The 14,487-nt window shown below is 62.0% G+C and carries 14 protein-coding genes and 3 pseudogenes; 11 read left to right on the forward strand and 6 right to left on the reverse strand.

Annotated features, from left to right (window positions below):
- Nucleotides 1–25 precede the first annotated feature (25 nt).
- From JAN5088_RS15810 to JAN5088_RS15820, 4 genes and pseudogenes are all read right to left on the reverse strand, one after another.
- The gene (locus tag JAN5088_RS15810; RefSeq protein ID WP_055683819.1) at nt 26–970 is read right to left on the reverse strand and encodes a GIY-YIG nuclease family protein; all 945 of its coding nucleotides are present in this window, start codon (nt 968–970) and stop codon (nt 26–28) included.
- A gap of 36 nt (nt 971–1,006) precedes the next feature.
- Nucleotides 1,007–2,395, reverse strand: a complete 1,389-nt coding sequence (locus JAN5088_RS19090) for a C-terminal helicase domain-containing protein (protein ID WP_199502161.1) — start codon at nt 2,393–2,395, stop codon at nt 1,007–1,009.
- Between the two features lie 9 nt (nt 2,396–2,404).
- Nucleotides 2,405–3,868 carry an SNF2-related protein gene (locus JAN5088_RS19095; protein WP_306455514.1) on the reverse strand — a complete coding sequence of 488 codons (1,464 nt, stop codon included), beginning with the start codon at nt 3,866–3,868 and terminating at the stop codon, nt 2,405–2,407.
- 171 nt (nt 3,869–4,039) lie between these two features.
- Nucleotides 4,040–4,996: pseudogene (locus tag JAN5088_RS15820) on the reverse strand (recombinase family protein); the annotation flags it as partial.
- 175 nt (nt 4,997–5,171) lie between these two features.
- Here JAN5088_RS15820 and JAN5088_RS15825 point away from each other — a divergent pair.
- Nucleotides 5,172–5,561 (forward strand): hypothetical protein, encoded by a 390-nt coding sequence (locus JAN5088_RS15825; RefSeq protein WP_055683768.1) that lies wholly within the window; start codon nt 5,172–5,174, stop codon nt 5,559–5,561.
- A 90-nt stretch (nt 5,562–5,651) separates the two neighbouring features.
- On the opposite strand, the gene JAN5088_RS19100 is transcribed toward JAN5088_RS15825, so the two are convergent.
- Nucleotides 5,652–6,077, reverse strand: a complete 426-nt coding sequence (locus JAN5088_RS19100) for a hypothetical protein (RefSeq protein ID WP_199502162.1) — start codon at nt 6,075–6,077, stop codon at nt 5,652–5,654.
- Nucleotides 6,078–6,941: 864 nt separating this feature from the next.
- Between JAN5088_RS19100 and JAN5088_RS18415 the strand changes: the two are divergent.
- Nucleotides 6,942–7,103 (forward strand): annotated as a pseudogene (locus JAN5088_RS18415) (metal-sensing transcriptional repressor); the annotation flags it as partial.
- An 8-nt stretch (nt 7,104–7,111) separates the two neighbouring features.
- A pseudogene (locus tag JAN5088_RS15835) lies at nt 7,112–7,519 on the forward strand (MFS transporter); the annotation flags it as partial.
- On the opposite strand, the gene JAN5088_RS18420 reads toward JAN5088_RS15835, so the two are convergent.
- The gene (locus tag JAN5088_RS18420; protein ID WP_143114862.1) at nt 7,414–7,872 is read right to left on the reverse strand and encodes a transposase; all 459 of its coding nucleotides are present in this window, start codon (nt 7,870–7,872) and stop codon (nt 7,414–7,416) included. The pseudogene JAN5088_RS15835 and the gene JAN5088_RS18420 sit on opposite strands and share 106 nt — an antisense overlap.
- 373 nt (nt 7,873–8,245) lie before the next feature.
- On the opposite strand from JAN5088_RS18420, the gene JAN5088_RS19105 reads away from it, so the two are divergent.
- The 8 genes from JAN5088_RS19105 to JAN5088_RS15865 all read left to right on the forward strand — a co-directional run.
- A complete protein-coding gene (locus JAN5088_RS19105; protein ID WP_199502163.1) occupies nt 8,246–8,599 on the forward strand; it encodes a cysteine hydrolase family protein in 354 nt (117 codons plus the stop codon).
- Nucleotides 8,599–9,063, forward strand: a complete 465-nt coding sequence (locus JAN5088_RS19110) for an isochorismatase family protein (RefSeq protein ID WP_199502164.1) — start codon at nt 8,599–8,601, stop codon at nt 9,061–9,063. Before JAN5088_RS19105 ends, JAN5088_RS19110 begins: the two co-directional genes overlap by 1 nt.
- A gap of 88 nt (nt 9,064–9,151) precedes the next feature.
- On the forward strand, nt 9,152–10,969 hold the full coding sequence (locus tag JAN5088_RS15845; RefSeq protein WP_055683771.1) for an amidohydrolase: 1,818 nt from the start codon (nt 9,152–9,154) through the stop codon (nt 10,967–10,969).
- A 112-nt stretch (nt 10,970–11,081) separates the two neighbouring features.
- Nucleotides 11,082–11,567: a DUF1275 family protein gene (locus tag JAN5088_RS15850; RefSeq protein ID WP_074962668.1), complete on the forward strand. Its 486-nt coding sequence runs from the start codon at nt 11,082–11,084 to the stop codon at nt 11,565–11,567.
- Entirely contained in the window at nt 11,567–11,770 is a 204-nt protein-coding gene (locus JAN5088_RS18745; protein WP_143114859.1) for a hypothetical protein, read from the forward strand. Before JAN5088_RS15850 ends, JAN5088_RS18745 begins: the two co-directional genes overlap by 1 nt.
- A 194-nt stretch (nt 11,771–11,964) precedes the next feature.
- Nucleotides 11,965–12,885: a ring-cleaving dioxygenase gene (locus JAN5088_RS15855; protein WP_055683773.1), complete on the forward strand. Its 921-nt coding sequence runs from the start codon at nt 11,965–11,967 to the stop codon at nt 12,883–12,885.
- On the forward strand, nt 12,882–13,589 hold the full coding sequence (locus tag JAN5088_RS15860) for an alpha/beta hydrolase (protein WP_055683774.1): 708 nt from the start codon (nt 12,882–12,884) through the stop codon (nt 13,587–13,589). The genes JAN5088_RS15855 and JAN5088_RS15860 overlap by 4 nt, the downstream gene beginning before the upstream one ends.
- Nucleotides 13,590–13,655: 66 nt before the next feature.
- Nucleotides 13,656–14,487 (forward strand): SixA phosphatase family protein (locus tag JAN5088_RS15865; protein WP_055683775.1); only part of this gene is annotated, 832 nt, incomplete at its 3' end.

A 14,487-nucleotide genomic window follows, 5' to 3' on the forward strand; every position in this document is an offset into this window, starting at 1 on the left:
ACTGTTCCCCGGGCAGTCGTAACCTTCAGGATTGGCCTGACGCGTCGCCCGCCGCATCCTGGTTGGCCTCCCAATCCGCGTAATTGCTTCCGTCTGGAAGCTTCCACAGGATCCGGCCATTGGCGCTTGCGCCAATGACGGCCGCAGCCGCGGCAGAGGCAGATGTGAAGCTGTAGGCGCTTGTGAAGACGAGAAAATCGCCTTCCTCGCGGAGGACGTCCTTCTCGACAAGGGTGTTCCGGAGCGTGACCGTCCCTCTCGGTATCGTTCGCGTCGTTTTGACCCTTGCCTTAGAACCTGCCTTGACGATGAAATCGCCAGAGGGTCCAATCATCATCTCTGCCGCGAAGCCTTCGCCTCTGAAGAAAAACCGAGGGCTTGCATGGAACTCCGCCCTCGGAAGTTCTCTATCTGCGATTTGCTCCAGCGCTCGACCACGGATTTCTCGGAAAAGATCCCAGCCGAGTGCTCCAACCAAGGTTTTTGTCTGATCCACGAACTCGTCCATAGCTGCGCGGTCAGGAAGCGGTAGCTTACCTGCGTCGTCAGAGGGCATGCGCGTATTGGGCAGGGTCCAGCGCGGATTGCTGACAACGCCTCGGATTAGGCACGCTTCGACATAACGCGCGTGACTCTTGGTCAGGTTCTCGTCCTTGCTGATCAGCACGACCGTGTCAGTCCAGAAGCCCTTGGCGTCGCGACCAGCTTCATTCGAGTTGTGATACGATAGTCGAGCGCCGACGCCTTCGGACTCGCCGATATATGCAAGCTGCCGGTCCTGCACGTCTTCATCGGCACCGATGAGGATATAAACGCCGGGCCGTTCGATCTCAGAGAAAGCTTCACGAACCCGACGAAGTTGGTTGCGCCGAAAGGCAATCGCCTGGATTGTCGACATTGAAATTTGCGACACCCGGATGCCGTTCGGGTCGCCGTCAAGCAGGAAGATATTGATCGAGCGGGGTTTCAAGTCATCGCTTCTCAAATGGCATTTCCGGAAACCAGCTCACGACCAGCCATTCCTCATGAGCTGAGCGAAATCTCGGCGTGAAAGAACTTCTGTGCATTCCCGCCAGTCTCGATCGGAGGGTTCCGCGGTTGCGTTGTAGCGAAGATCAAACCCTGTCGCTTCCCGCTGCGCATCGATGTATTCATCCATCTTTTCGCCCAGAGTCTCGATGTCGTCTATCCATTCATCTCTAATTGTGTCTGGTAACGAACCAAATAGGTCAAAACGATCCCGCATTCGCTCAGAGAGTCTGTCGTACACTTTCTCATCGACGGTTTGTTCGTTCACGAGATTTAGCATATCGACCTTTTCTCTAGCTTGGCCGAAACGCTTAATCCTTCCTATCCTCTGTTCTAAGCGCGTTGGATTCCATGGGAGATCAATATTGATCAGAGTGCCGAGAGTCTGCAGGTTCAATCCTTCGCACGCAGCATCTGTCGCAACCATGATTTTTATCTCGTGCTCAGCGACCATTTTCTTGAGCGTCTCGCGCTCGATGCTAACGCTGTCGCCCTTCTGGTAAAGTCGGCTTCTGGATGCGCCTGCATAGAGCCCTATCGCCAAGTCGGGATATAGGGCGGCTAAAGAGTCAGCAATCCACTTTGCTGTATCGTAGTATTGGCTGAATATTATTGCTCCGTGTTCTAGCCACTTTTCTTTATTTAGGAAATGAATCGTAGCCTGAAGCTTTGGATCTCCGTCGATCCTTTCCAGGCGAGAAATCAGACGCTCTAGAGCAAGTTTTTCCTCAGAACTCTCTGCGGTTAACTCGATAACCTGATCTTCCGTTTCCTCCTCTACGGTTCGGCCGGCCAAGAGCTTTCGAGCGGTGTTCAGTCCGGCTGCGATGCTCGAGCAAATCCGCTGCTCCATGAGATTCTTCATAGAGCCGCTTCCCTTCCCGCGTTTCGAGAGTGCCTTGCCGAATGCTCTGGCCTCCCGATACGCTTCCCGGAAATCATCATTGGTCCGAAGCGCCTTGCCTTCGAACAATGCGTCAAAACGCTGTGTATCGCGGATGTATCTGCGATCAGGATGCAGATCGACACCGATCCTCGGCAGCAACCCTGAGGCTTCGAGGTCAGCGCGCTTTCGCAGGACTATGTGTCGGATTAAGGGGTTCTCTCTCTGAAAGAACGTGGCACCCGAGATCTTCCGCTCAAGATCCTCCTCTAGAATTTCTCTCGTATCGTCAGTCAATTGCGTGATGGGTGCAGAGGTCTCAGTCTGTCGTTCGTTAAGTCCGAGGTCTTGGCGGATGGCGCTAAAGAGTCTCCGGGCCCGCGGTTCATCGGTGGAATTGACAACGGGTAGAGGTGAGCGCAGCAGTTCCCATCCGAAGTCTGGATCTTCTACATTGGTTTGCCCGGAGATCAGCTGCGGCACCTCATCTGGCTAGTGCCATCTGGAATACTCGTTGCCAAGTACGAAGCGACCCTTGCCTCTGTGGAGGATGCGCATGAGGTCCCACAGATCCTCTGACCGCGTCTGGATCGGAGTTGCGGTGCCGAGCAGTACATGGTCACTGCGTTCTGCGACTGCGCTGGCGAAAGCGAGGAGCTCATTCGGTGTGCCAGCGTCACGACCGAAACCTTGTCGACTTCGTGCCTTGTGCGCTTCGTCGAGGATCACCAGCGCGAAGCGCAGACCTAGAAGATGCTGTTTTTCGAGGCTGTCGCGCATCATCAGGCCCGTGGACACGACGCCGATCCGCAATGGACAGCGCCCGATCTGTTCACGCCCAGCCGGAGAGATCACTCGATCATCGTGATCGAGCCAGACTTTTTTCTGCGTCTCCCATCTCGCGCAAGGTATCCCGAGCTTGTCGATCATCTCCGTCTGCCATTGCTCGCAGAGTGTGGCAGGTGCGAAGATCACGACAGGCTTTTGTCCGCCGCTATCCTTGTCCTGAAGGAGGCAGAGGGCGAGCGCTGCGGTGCCGAGCGAGAGCGTCTTTCCAAGACCAACTTCATCGGCAAGTAGAAGCCGCACGATGCCATGGTTGGAGTAGTGGCGGAGGCACTCAGTCAGGAAGCCTTGCTGCCACGGCTGCAGCGAAAAGCCCTCTCGATAGAGAGGCGACTCGATGAGGGCAGCCGGAGCGATATCTTCTGGGTCATCAAGTTCGTCGAAGAAGACTTCACGGCGATAGCCGCGCCGGTGCACCTCGCGGATCACTGCGCGCGGCAATTCCTTTGCCGCTCTCCAGAGGAAGTCGAACTCCTCTTCGATCCAAGCAACGCCCTCGGGGGACGAGTCCTCCCACAGGATTTCATAGTGACGCTGCCAGCCGCTGCTGGTCTCATTCATGGACCCGATAAAGCCCAGCTTTCTGCCATCCGCGCACTCGATCACGCCGGCCTTGCCGTGGAGGAAGCCACAGACGTTATCGGGGGCGACCCGAACCGCCTGGCCGTGCTTCTGAAGAAATGTGTCCAGCCGCCGGTACCGCTCTCGGTTCAAGAGAGCTTCAGCCTCCAGCGCACGCTCGTTCCAACGCCCGATCATCTTGGCTTCGCGCAGCTTGGCGACCTTCAGATCGTCTGGATGAATGTCGACGTTGCAGACGATTTTCACCTCGGGGATCTGATCCAGCAACTCACCTGCAACCTCGAAGAGCGAACTGGTGAAGTAGCCGGCGATCCGCTTGTAGCTGCGGGCGCCCTTGAGGTGCTCGAGCAAGATCGTCTGATCGAGACGATGGGTCCGTGAAGAGAACCGACGTATGGTCATGTCGCGGATCCCTCCTTGAGCGCGGTACTGACTGAATGCGCGGAGGTTCTTGAGACGCCCGCCGAGGACCTCGGCGGCATCACGGACCTCTTGTTCGGGGGCTTTCCGCTCGATGAACGAGAGCATGTCGATCAGCAGCGGCCGGATTTCGAGGAAGTCCGGCAGGTCTTCCTGGATCTGTCCCACAACGACCGCCGGTTCCGTTTCCGCCAGAAGCTGCTGCAGACCGATGATCAGTCGGCCGAGCCAAGTCGGCCCGATCTCGGTGCTGTCCGTCAGGTCGCGGGAGGCGAACTCGGTCAGCGTGCCCTGCCGTTTCAGGATCCCCCGCAGCGCGTCTAGCAGTTCCTCGTCCGAGAAATGGCGACTGCGTGCATCCACGATTTCTCGCGCGCGCAGAAACAGCGCTTTGTCGACGATGGCCGGATAGGCACCCTCGGCCCGGATCCACATGTCCCGTGGATTCACGACACGGCGCTGCTTCAGCGTGAACGACACCTTGTTGAAGACGTTGTTCCCGATGTATTTTTCGTTGGTCAGAACCTGATGGACCGTCGCCCGGGTCCACGGTCGGTCGAGATCGGTGCGGTGCCCTTCGCCGTTCAGAACCTCCGCGATCTCGCGCTCGGGCCGCCCCTCATCCACGAACATCTCGTACATGCGCTCGACGACCCGCTGTTCTTCCTCGGGGCCAGGGACCAGGATCACGCGGTCGGTCTGCAGGCTCTTCTGCTCGCCGCGCGACAGCTCACCCTTCGGGTTGCCGTGCTCGTCGATCAACACGCGCCGCAGCCCGTATCCGGCCGCGCCGCCTTGGCGATATCCAAGCTCTACCAGGCGGCATTGGCCCGCAAAAACCTTCACCGAAAGCTCACGGCTGTATTCGCCGGCCATGACGCGCTTGACGGTCTTCAGAAGGTTAGAGCCGATGCTGCCATCGTTCTCGAACTGCTCGCCGCAGTAGTGGACCCTGATCCCGGCGCGGGAACAGACGTGCTCATGGTATGCGCCCTCATCGGCGTCCTGAAACCGGCCCCAGCGACTGACGTCATAGACGAGGATCGCTTTGAAATCGGCAAGGCCGGATTGGACCTCGGCCATCAGCTTCTACAGTGCCTCGCGTCCGTCGAGCCGTAATCCCGATCGGCCGGAGTCCTCAAACGTACGCAGAATGGTCAGGCCACGGGCCTCGGCATAGCTGCGAATGACATCGAGCTGGTTCTCAGTGGAGTACTTCTGGTGATCGGTCGACATCCGCACATAGGCGACGGCCGGCACATCCTTCTTAGGCGGCGCGTCGCTCGTGTCCGAATGGGTCGCCCAACGACCGCTCACATCCGTATCTCCTCATTATCCCATGCAAATCCATCGCTCCCGTCGGAATCAACGGCTGAATTCTTCGGGTCCATGTAGAGCGAAGGAGGGTGGAATGTCGTTTCCGAAAAAGGGCAAGTTCTTTCCAGGGGAAAACGGATATAATGGAAAAACGGAGCAGCTAACGAATGGCGGCTTCGTCGAAGAAATCGCGGCGGCATTGAAACGGTCGCTGGGAGATAGTCGGGCGGGCGTGAAGACCGTGGCGGCCTGGACGGGTGCCAACGAGAAGACGGTGAAGAACTGGTTCTCGGGTACCTACGGTCCGAGCGGTGTGCACCTTATCGCGCTGGCGCGCCACTCCGACGAGGTGCTCTCCACGTTCTTGGCCATGGCGGGGCGCGAGGATCTGATGGTGGCCATCAAGCTCTCGGCGGCCGAAGATGCGATTTCGGATCTACTTGATGCGGTGCGTAGGCTTGGTAGTGACGACCCAAGCAACTGATTTAGCGAACGATTTGCAGAACACCTACCTGTATTGCTTGGCTAGACAACGCTTTGCGATTGTCGATGGCGCTCGAAAAATGGGCGCCGTTCACAACATCATGAAACTGTGCTTTTTTCGGAAGTGCTTCGCAAGGTTTTTGGACTTCACCTGAGTATTGCACTCCGGACATTCGATCATATCGTCTTCGGGGAAATTAAAGGTTTTCGGAAATTTGATTGGAGCCAAAATTTTGAAAGAGTACATTTCGTCCTCGATCCATCGGATAAATGTACACGCGGGATCAAAAACCGCGATCCGGCCGACTAAAAATCCCGCGCTGTTCTTTATGAGCAGCATTAAATTGTCCTTCTCGCCCGTTTGAACATTTATTAAAGTTGTTTCATTGAACAGAGAAGTTTCGGCCTCTGTGACAACTCCGACAATGAGACCGTTCTGCGTACTGCTCGCGGGAAGCTTGTAGTCGGAGGCCAGCGAGCTGCGTGTTTTCGACTTTGTACCGGAGCCGGTATCCATGCACCCATGCTTGTACCATGGTGGCCCGAGCGGTGGATCGATCCAAACGCTTCCACCGTTATGACGGATGAAAAAGACGCGGTCACCACATTCAGGGCAGTCAGTTTGGAAGCAAGAGCTTTCGTTGCTCGAAAGATATCCCGTAAAATCATTGCCAGACGAGTAACCACCTCCAGAACTGCAGCCGCCGAACGGATGGATGGGAATACATCTCCCTCCGACATATCGAAACTCCACGGGTTGACCGCAGCGGCTGCAAGTCGACATAAATCCCCCAAATGTATGGCGTCAGCTCCTTTAGTTTTGCTTGAAGTCTTCGTCGGTGACCAGTCCTGATGCTTTGCTGAGCGTCCTCGGATTAGAAACCTCTTTTGTGCCTCCTGCCTCAAGACAGCACTTCAGGACCTGATGTCTGCAAGAATTGCGCAGCAATTCGCGCCTGTCACGCCGGGTCCGACACAGTCACGAGAGAGAGTTGGTCGCCGGAGTCATTTGCTCCGCCACTTGCCCTCGCGAAAGCGTTCTCCCCATCCGGCTGCGGCCGGATTTTTCCGTTGTTTTCGAGGGTTATGCGGGTGGGGCTGTTAACCGACCCTGCTGCCTGAAGGCCCCGAAGTGGTCTCTCCGGGCCGATATTCTCCGGACCTGTTGCCTGTGCCCTTTTGGTGAAGTTCCCGCAAGGCACTGATAAGTAATCATTTATACGTCCGTGCAGGCTGTTGCCTTTGAACAGTCCAATTGCATGCCGACCGGAACCCGGATCGAACTACCCTTAGCCAATGAACGGGTCACACTGCCCACTGCGATGAGAGCGCTTCGGCCTGCCGGAGGACAGTTTGCACAGCGGCATCCTGTAGGTCTGGCGGGAAACCTTGCTTGGAAATTGCCCAGCAAATGCAGGCGGTCGAAAAAACCGTCACGAACGCCAAGCGGGCGCTGATCCACGACCACATGGACCATTGCCTGGACGCCGAGGGCTCCGAGACCGATCGCGCAGAGCTGCGGACGATCGCCCGCTACCTCTGAGGCCCGCCATGCTCGAGATCCTCGCCGACCGCACCTACCGCCACCTGTTCCTCGCGCAGGTGGTCGCCCTTCTGGGAACCGGACTCGCGACGGTCGCGCTCGGGCTCCTGGCCTTCGATCTCGCGGGGGACGGGACAGCGCTGGTGCTCGGCACCGTCTTCACGATCAAGATGGTGGCCTATGTTGGCATCGCTCCCGTTGCCGGAGCCTTCGCGGACCGGGTGCCGCGCCGCGCATTGCTGGTGGCGCTCGATCTGGTGCGCGCCGCTGTGGCGCTGGCGCTGCCCTTCGTGACACAAATCCGGCAGGTCTACGTGCTGATCTTCCTGCTGCAATCGGCCTCCGCCGCCTTCACTCCGACCTTCCAGGCGTCCACCACCGTGCCCGAGCGCAGCGTGATGCCCCTGTCGGCCAGATGCGCGTTCACCTCCGAGGAAATTGCTTCGGGTCGACCGTACCGCTCCAGCAGGTGGCGGAAGTTCAGGATCGTCGTTTCGTCCGGCATGCGGTCGCCGACGAGCTCGATTCCGGCGAAGCGGCGCATCGCTTTGCTGTCGTAGAGCATCCTCTCAGCCATTGGATCGCCGAGCGCATATCGGTTCTGGAGAAAGTAGCCCCGCAGCATCGTCTCCAGCGGCATCGGCAGGCGTCCGCCCTTCGACCAGCCTTCGGATGGTGCGGCTCGATCAGAACAAGCAGACGCCCCCCAAGGCACCACGGCTTCCATCTTCCAAAGAAACCGCTCCCTCCGCGTCTGCTTCATCTTCATCGATGGGACAGGCTGGGAAAACCACGCTGCTTCGGCATGGGAGAGGCCCCTCGTCGGATCAGTCCAGCCCACCAGATCACCCCAAAGGCCGATGGTTCTTCAGGCCTTCCCTTGCAACAGCGGAGAATACTCGGCCCCGTCGCTGATATCTCGCGGCGAAGGTCGAGGTCGGAGTCCGTCCCGCGGGCCGCTTCCCTCGTCTGAACGCCCACAACGCCAGTCGGGGACAGGATCGCGCACCGTCGTGCCGGAAACTCTTCCGGAGGGAACGGTGTTGCACCGGTCCTGTCTTCTTCAGGCAGGCCCCGTCCCCGCTGGTTGTCCACTGGGTGGGCGGCGGGCTGCATCATCCTAATCTCTTGAGGAGACGATCATGAAGATCATGACCCGGCTTGGACGGACCGTCCTGGCGCTTGCCACCGGTGCGGCGATGCTCGCGCAGCCGTTCGCCTTCACGGCGGCGCAGGCACAGGAAGCCACCGAACAGAACCCTGCATTCGCGGGCCTGACGCGTCCGCCCAGCGAATCCGACGCGCAAGTGCTCTTCGACTCGAGCGACGCGGTTCTGCTGATGCTCGATCACCAGACGGGCCTGTTCCAGACGGTGAACGACGTGCCGATCGCCGATCTGCGCAACAACGCCACCGTCCTCACAAAGATCGCCCAGCAGGCCGACATGCCGATCATCTATACGGCATCCGAGCCCAAGGCCCCAACGGCCCCTTGATGCCGGAATTGGTCGAACTGTTCGAATCCGATGACGATGCGCAGTACATCGCACGTCAGGGTGAGGTCAGCGCCTGGGACAACGCCGATTTCGTCGAAGCCGTCGAAGCCACCGGTCGCAAGACACTCGTGATCGCCGGCGTCTGGACGAGCGTCTGTGTCGCCTTCCCGGCGCTGCAGGCCAATGCCGAGGGCTACACCGTCTATACGGTGATGGATGCCTCCGGCGATGTCAGCAAGATGGCGTCCGATGCGGCGCTCGATCGGATGGTGGCGGCGGGAATCATCCCCGTCACGACCAACACGATGATGAGCGAGACGCATCGTACCTGGAATCGTGACGACTGGCAGGAATGGCTCGGCCTCTATTCCGAGCTGGTGCCGGAATACAATGCCGCGGTCCAGAACTACAATTCGGCGCAGGAAGCTGCAGGCGAGGACGTTTCGCCCGTGGACAACAACTAGGACATCAGCCCTGCCTTGAGGGGCGGATGGTACCGGATAGCCGGTCGCGCTTCGGCGCGGCCGGCCCGGCCGAAATCAGGAGGATACGATGCAATCGATCAGAATGACCGGTCTGCGGACCGTGGCGCTCGCTGCGCTCGTCGCGGGCACACCCGCCCTCGCCCAGGATCAGCAGCCTGCAGACCTCATCGTCACCAATGCCGGCAGGGTCCATACCGGGGCTGAAGGTCAAGCCGATGCGACAGCCTTCGCCGTCCGGGACGGCATCTTCGTCGAGGTGGGCACCGACAGGGACATGGACGCCTATCGCGACGACGACACGCAGGTCATCGACGCGGATGGCCGGACGGTCATCCCGGGTCTCAACGATTCCCATTCCCACCAGATCCGGGGTGGACGCTTCTACAACCTCGAAACACGCTGGGACGGCATCCCCACCTTGGCGGAGGCGCTCGACCGGATCCGCACCGAAGCCGACCGCGTTCCCGAGGGCGAGTGGGTCCGCGTGATCGGCGGCTGGTCGCCCTATCAGTTCGAAGAGAACCGCATGCCTACCGTCGAGGAGCTCAACGAGGCGGCCCCCGATACGCCCGTCTTCGTGCTCTACCTCTACAGCCAGGGTTTCCTGAACCAGGCCGGCGTCGAGGCGCTCGGCTACACGCCAGAGACGGAGACCGCCGACGGGTCGCGCATCGAGTTCCTCGACGGCGGCGGCGCGATCCTGCATGCCGAGCCGAACCCGTCGATCCTCTACGGCACCATCAGCGCGCTGCCGCAGCTGTCCGAGGAGGACATGGTCAACTCGACCAGGCACTACTACCGCGAGCTCAACCGCCTGGGGATGACGTCGTCGATCGATGCCGGCGGCGGCGGGCATGTCTTCCCCGAGGATTACGTCGGCACGCGCAACATCGCCACCAATGACGGGTTGCCCTTGCGGATGAGCTACTACCTCTTCGCGCAGGACCCCGGCGGCGAGGTGGCCGAGTTCGAGACCTGGATCGCGAACAACCAGGTCGGAGAAAACCTCGATGTGTCCCACGAGCATGGCTATGAGCTCGACGGCGGCGGGGAGTTCCTCGTCCATAGCGTCGGCGACTGGGAGAACTTCCTCGCACCCCGCCCGAGCCTTGCCGAGCGCGAGGCCGAAGGTCAGGATCCGCGCGGCGACCTGCACGAGGTCACCACCATGCTGGTCGAGGCCGGCTGGCCCCTGCGCCAGCACGCGACATATGGCGAGAGCATCGAACTCATCATGGACGTGTTCGAGCAGGTGGCCGAGGAACAGGGCACGTTCGCCCCCCGCTGGGCCATCGACCACGCCGAGACGGTGCGCGACGCGGAGCTGGAGCGGATCAAGGCCCTGGGCGGCGGCATCGCGATCCAGGACCGCATGGCCTTTGGCGGCGAATACTTCGTCGACCGCTACGGGGCGGAGGCCGCCGAGGCCGCGCCGCCGGTGCGCAAGATGCTCGACATGGGCATCCCCGTCGGGGCCGGAACCGACGGCACGCGGGTCAGCAGTTACAACCCCTGGCCGTCGCTCTACTGGCTGGTGACGGGCAAGACCGTCGGCGGCCTGCAGCTCTGGGACGAGGAGAACGTCCTCAGCCGTGAGGAGGCGCTCGACCTCTTCACCTCGGGCAGCGCCTGGTTCTCTCAGGAGGAGGACGTGAAGGGCACGATCGAGGAGGGCATGTATGCCGACTTCGCCATCCTGTCCGACGACTACTTCTCCGTTCCGGAGGAGGAGATCATGGGGCTGGATTCGGTGCTCACCGTGACCGGCGGCAACATCGTCTATGCGGCCGAACCCTATGCCGAGTTCGCGCCGGAAGACCTGCCTCCGGTCAGCCCAGAATGGTCGCCCGTCGTGAACTACGAGGGCGCCTACACGCAGGAATGATCTTTCGCCACCGCGCTTCGAACGGCGCGGTGGCGTCCTGTCGCCATGGCTCGTCTTCATCGGGTTCGATCATGACTTACGGCTTTTTCCGGTCGGGCGTGCTCGCCTTCATGTGCGGCTTCGTGGACACCATTGTTTCCGTTTACATGGGCGCTCCGTCGTTCACGTCACCGGCAACTTCGTCCTTCTGGTCGCGACGATCGCCGGAGCATCCGGGACAATGGCGCACTCGAACACGGCGGCCCTGCAGATCAACACCTTTCCCGTGTTCCTGACGGCAGAGTTTCCGGCGTCGCTTCTGCACGACCGATGGCCAGGTCGCGACGGCATCCGGCTCGTCTGGATCGTCGCCATCCTCACGTTGGCGGCAGCGACATGGTCCGTCACAGGCATCACGGAGGATGTCGGTGCATCGCTTTCGCTCATATGTGCCATGGCCACGCTGAACGCGGCGCAGAGGCCGGCACCGGAAATCAGGCCGCCGACGACCGTCATGACCGGAAACACCACGCAGCTCGCAGTGTCGCTCGCAGGCGCTGGCGACCGGTCCATCGCCCGCCAAAAGCGTCTCATCCGCGCACGCAGGTCTTTCTCGTGATGACGATCTTCGTTGGCTGCGTACTGGGTGCGCTGAGCGCGGCTCCATTCGGGCTTGCCGCGGTTGCGCTGCCGGCTGCGATGCTGATCGGCATCCTCGCATTCTCTCGGCACTACGGGCGGACCGGTGCCGTGACCCCGCTGCCGTCGAGAAGAAGATACGTGCCGCGGCCCCTTCCTGATGGCGTCGTCGTTGCAAAATGAGCAACGATCAATGCGAGATTGTCGGTATTCTGCCGAAGGACCGGACGGCCTAACTTCATCATCAAGCGAGATCAGTCCGCCGGGAGCGTGACATCGGGCAAGAAAGGACGCCTGGTGATCCTCCCGCCGCCCGCATCTCCGACACGCAAACCGAAGGCACCGCACGGACCTTCCCCAAGCCAGCGAGCGATATCATGAACATCACTGCCATCCCCGGCCTGCACCACGTCACAGCCATCTCCGGGCCGCCACAGGCCAATCTGGACTTCTGGGTCGGCACGCTGGGCCAGCGTTTCATCAAGCGGACGGTGAACTTCGACGATCCGGGCACCTATCATCTCTATTACGGCGACCCGGATGCGGCGCCGGGGTCGATCATGACCTTCTTCCCCTTCGTCGATGCGGGGCCCGGTCGCGCGGGTCCTGGCATGGCCTCCGCCGTCGCCTATGCGGTGCCGGATCTCGACGCGCGGATGATGGCGCTGGCCGGGGCAGCGGTGGATTTCGAAGGTCCGTTCGAGCGTTTCGGCGAGCGGGCCATAGCGCTCCGGGACCCGGACGGGTTGCGGGTCGAACTGATCGAGGGCGGCGCCCGCGACGAGGGCTTTCATTCGGTGACGCTATGGCTGGATGACGTGGAACCCACGGCGCGCGTGCTCGAGGCGATGGGGTACACGCGGGAGGCGGAGGAGGCGCCGGCCACCGGCGGCACGGGCGGCACCGAAACGCGGGTGCGCTACCGCTCGACCGACCCGGAGCGCGGCTCTGCCGTGGACCTGATGACCTCGGATGCCGCTTCCATCGGGCGTCCCGGTGCGGGCACCATCCACCACGTCGCCTTCCGGGCGCGGAATGCCGAGGAGCATCGCGCCTGGCGGGAGCGTCTGGCCACCGCCGGCATGGAGGTGACGCCGGTGATCGACCGGCAGTATTTCGACGCCATCTACTTCCGGACTCCCGGTGGCGTCCTGTTCGAGATCGCAACCGATCCGCCGGGCTTCGCCGTGGACGAGGACGCCGCCCATCTCGGCGAGGCGCTCAAGCTTCCTGCACAGTACGAGCCGCACCGCGACCGCATCGAGCGGGTCCTGCCTTTGATCCGGGTGCCGTCGTGAGTGTCCGGCTCGACCCCCGGACGACGGGGCACGGTCCGCATGCGGGGCAGCGGCTCGTCGTGGCCGGGGCTCGGCTGGAAACGGACCGGCTCGCCGTCGTGATGACGCATGGTCGCGGCGGCTCGCCCGAGGACATGGTTGGGCTGACGGACCATCTGGCCTTGCCGGACCTTGCCGTCGTAGCGCCCGAGGCGGCGTTTCGGTCGTGGTGGCCGGACTCCTTCCTCGCGCCGCTGGAGGCGAACGAGCCCGGCCTGGGGAGCGGGCTGAGCGTCGTCGAGGCGCTCCTGGACGATCTCGCGGAACAGGGCTTCGGCCCGGAACGCACCGTGCTTGTCGGCTTCTCCCAAGGGGCCTGTCTCGCGCTCGAAGCGGCGGCACGGCTCGCGCGTCCGTTCCGCGCGGTGGCCGCGCTGTCGGGGGGCCTCATCGGCACGGGCGACGGTGACGGTCCACCTCGGGACGACCTCTACGGCCGCCGGGCCAAGCTGTTCGACTACGCCGGGCGGCTAGACGGCGTGCCGGTTCTGCTCGGCTGCCACCAACACGATCCGCACATCCCGCTGGCCCGGGTCCGCAAAAGTGCCGACGTTCTACGCACGATGGGGGCGAGCGCCGACACGCTCGTGATACCGGGTACCGGTCATGGGATCGTCGCGGACGAAATCGCCTGGCTGCGCCGACATCTGAACGACCGTGCCTGACCTGCGGTTTTTCCGGCCGGGCGGTCTAGGTTGTCTTGTTCCACGCAATCCTTCGAAAGTCCCTCGATGACCCTGTCGTTCCGCCTCGCCCTGCCGCTTGCAGCCTGCATCGCCCTGAGCCCCGCCGCCTTGCGGGCGGAGGGGGATCAGGGGCGGGGGACGATGCGGCAGATCTCGACCCACATGGGCGAGATGACCATGTCGGCCGAGGCGGGGGACCTTTCGGTCGACGACGCCCTGCGGTTCGAGCCCTACCAGCAGCTCGAGGAGATGTTCGGGCGCGACGACGTGGTCTACCTGATGCGCCACGGCCCGACCGACTGGTCGAAGCTCGACCGAAAGGACGTGGCGCCGCAGGATTGCGCCGACCAGCGGGTGCTGAGCGAGGCGGGCGCGGAGGACATGCGCAACCTGGGCACGCTGATGGCGGCGAACGACGTGCTGCCGTCGCGGATCGTAGCCAGCCAGTGGTGCCGCAACCAGCAGACGGTGGAGGCCCTTCTCGAAGGCTTCGACCGGGTGGACCCGGAGATTGCGGCGACCATGCCGGTCGCCTCCGACGCGGAGCTCAACCTGCTGCTGTCGCTGCAGGGCGCCCGAAGCACCGCCGCGCTGCGCGACCTGATCTCGGCCTGGGACGGCGACCCGGAGCGGCCGGGGCCGCTGCTGCTCGTCAGCCATTACACCAACATCGAGGAGCTGACGCAGTTCCGGGTGTTCGAGGGCGAGGTCCTGGTGCTCGACCCCGGGCGCGACAACCAGGTGCTGGGCTACCTGCGCCTGCGGTCGGCGGAGCCGGACGTGGGGCATTTCGCCGACGCGCTGGCCTCGCCGCTTCTCGACCGCAGCCGGGCGCTCGACATGCTGGACCGGTACTACGTGGCGCTGGACACCGGCG

The organism is Jannaschia rubra (assembly GCF_001403735.1).
GTDB classification, from domain to species: Bacteria; Pseudomonadota; Alphaproteobacteria; order Rhodobacterales; family Rhodobacteraceae; genus Jannaschia; species Jannaschia rubra.

Coding starts and splice junctions, on each gene's coding strand:
- JAN5088_RS18420 (WP_143114862.1), bottom strand. CDS start 7,872: ATGAAGATGAAGCAGACGCGGAGGGAGCGGTTTCTTTGGAAGATGGAA.
- JAN5088_RS19095 (WP_306455514.1), bottom strand. CDS start 3,868: ATGCTCTCGTTCATCGAGCGGAAAGCCCCCGAACAAGAGGTCCGTGAT.
- JAN5088_RS15855 (WP_055683773.1), top strand. CDS start 11,965: ATGAACATCACTGCCATCCCCGGCCTGCACCACGTCACAGCCATCTCC.
- JAN5088_RS19105 (WP_199502163.1), top strand. CDS start 8,246: ATGAAGATCATGACCCGGCTTGGACGGACCGTCCTGGCGCTTGCCACC.
- JAN5088_RS19110 (WP_199502164.1), top strand. CDS start 8,599: ATGCCGGAATTGGTCGAACTGTTCGAATCCGATGACGATGCGCAGTAC.
- JAN5088_RS15845 (WP_055683771.1), top strand. CDS start 9,152: ATGCAATCGATCAGAATGACCGGTCTGCGGACCGTGGCGCTCGCTGCG.
- JAN5088_RS19100 (WP_199502162.1), bottom strand. CDS start 6,077: ATGGATACCGGCTCCGGTACAAAGTCGAAAACACGCAGCTCGCTGGCC.
- JAN5088_RS15825 (WP_055683768.1), top strand. CDS start 5,172: ATGTCGTTTCCGAAAAAGGGCAAGTTCTTTCCAGGGGAAAACGGATAT.
- JAN5088_RS18745 (WP_143114859.1), top strand. CDS start 11,567: ATGACGATCTTCGTTGGCTGCGTACTGGGTGCGCTGAGCGCGGCTCCA.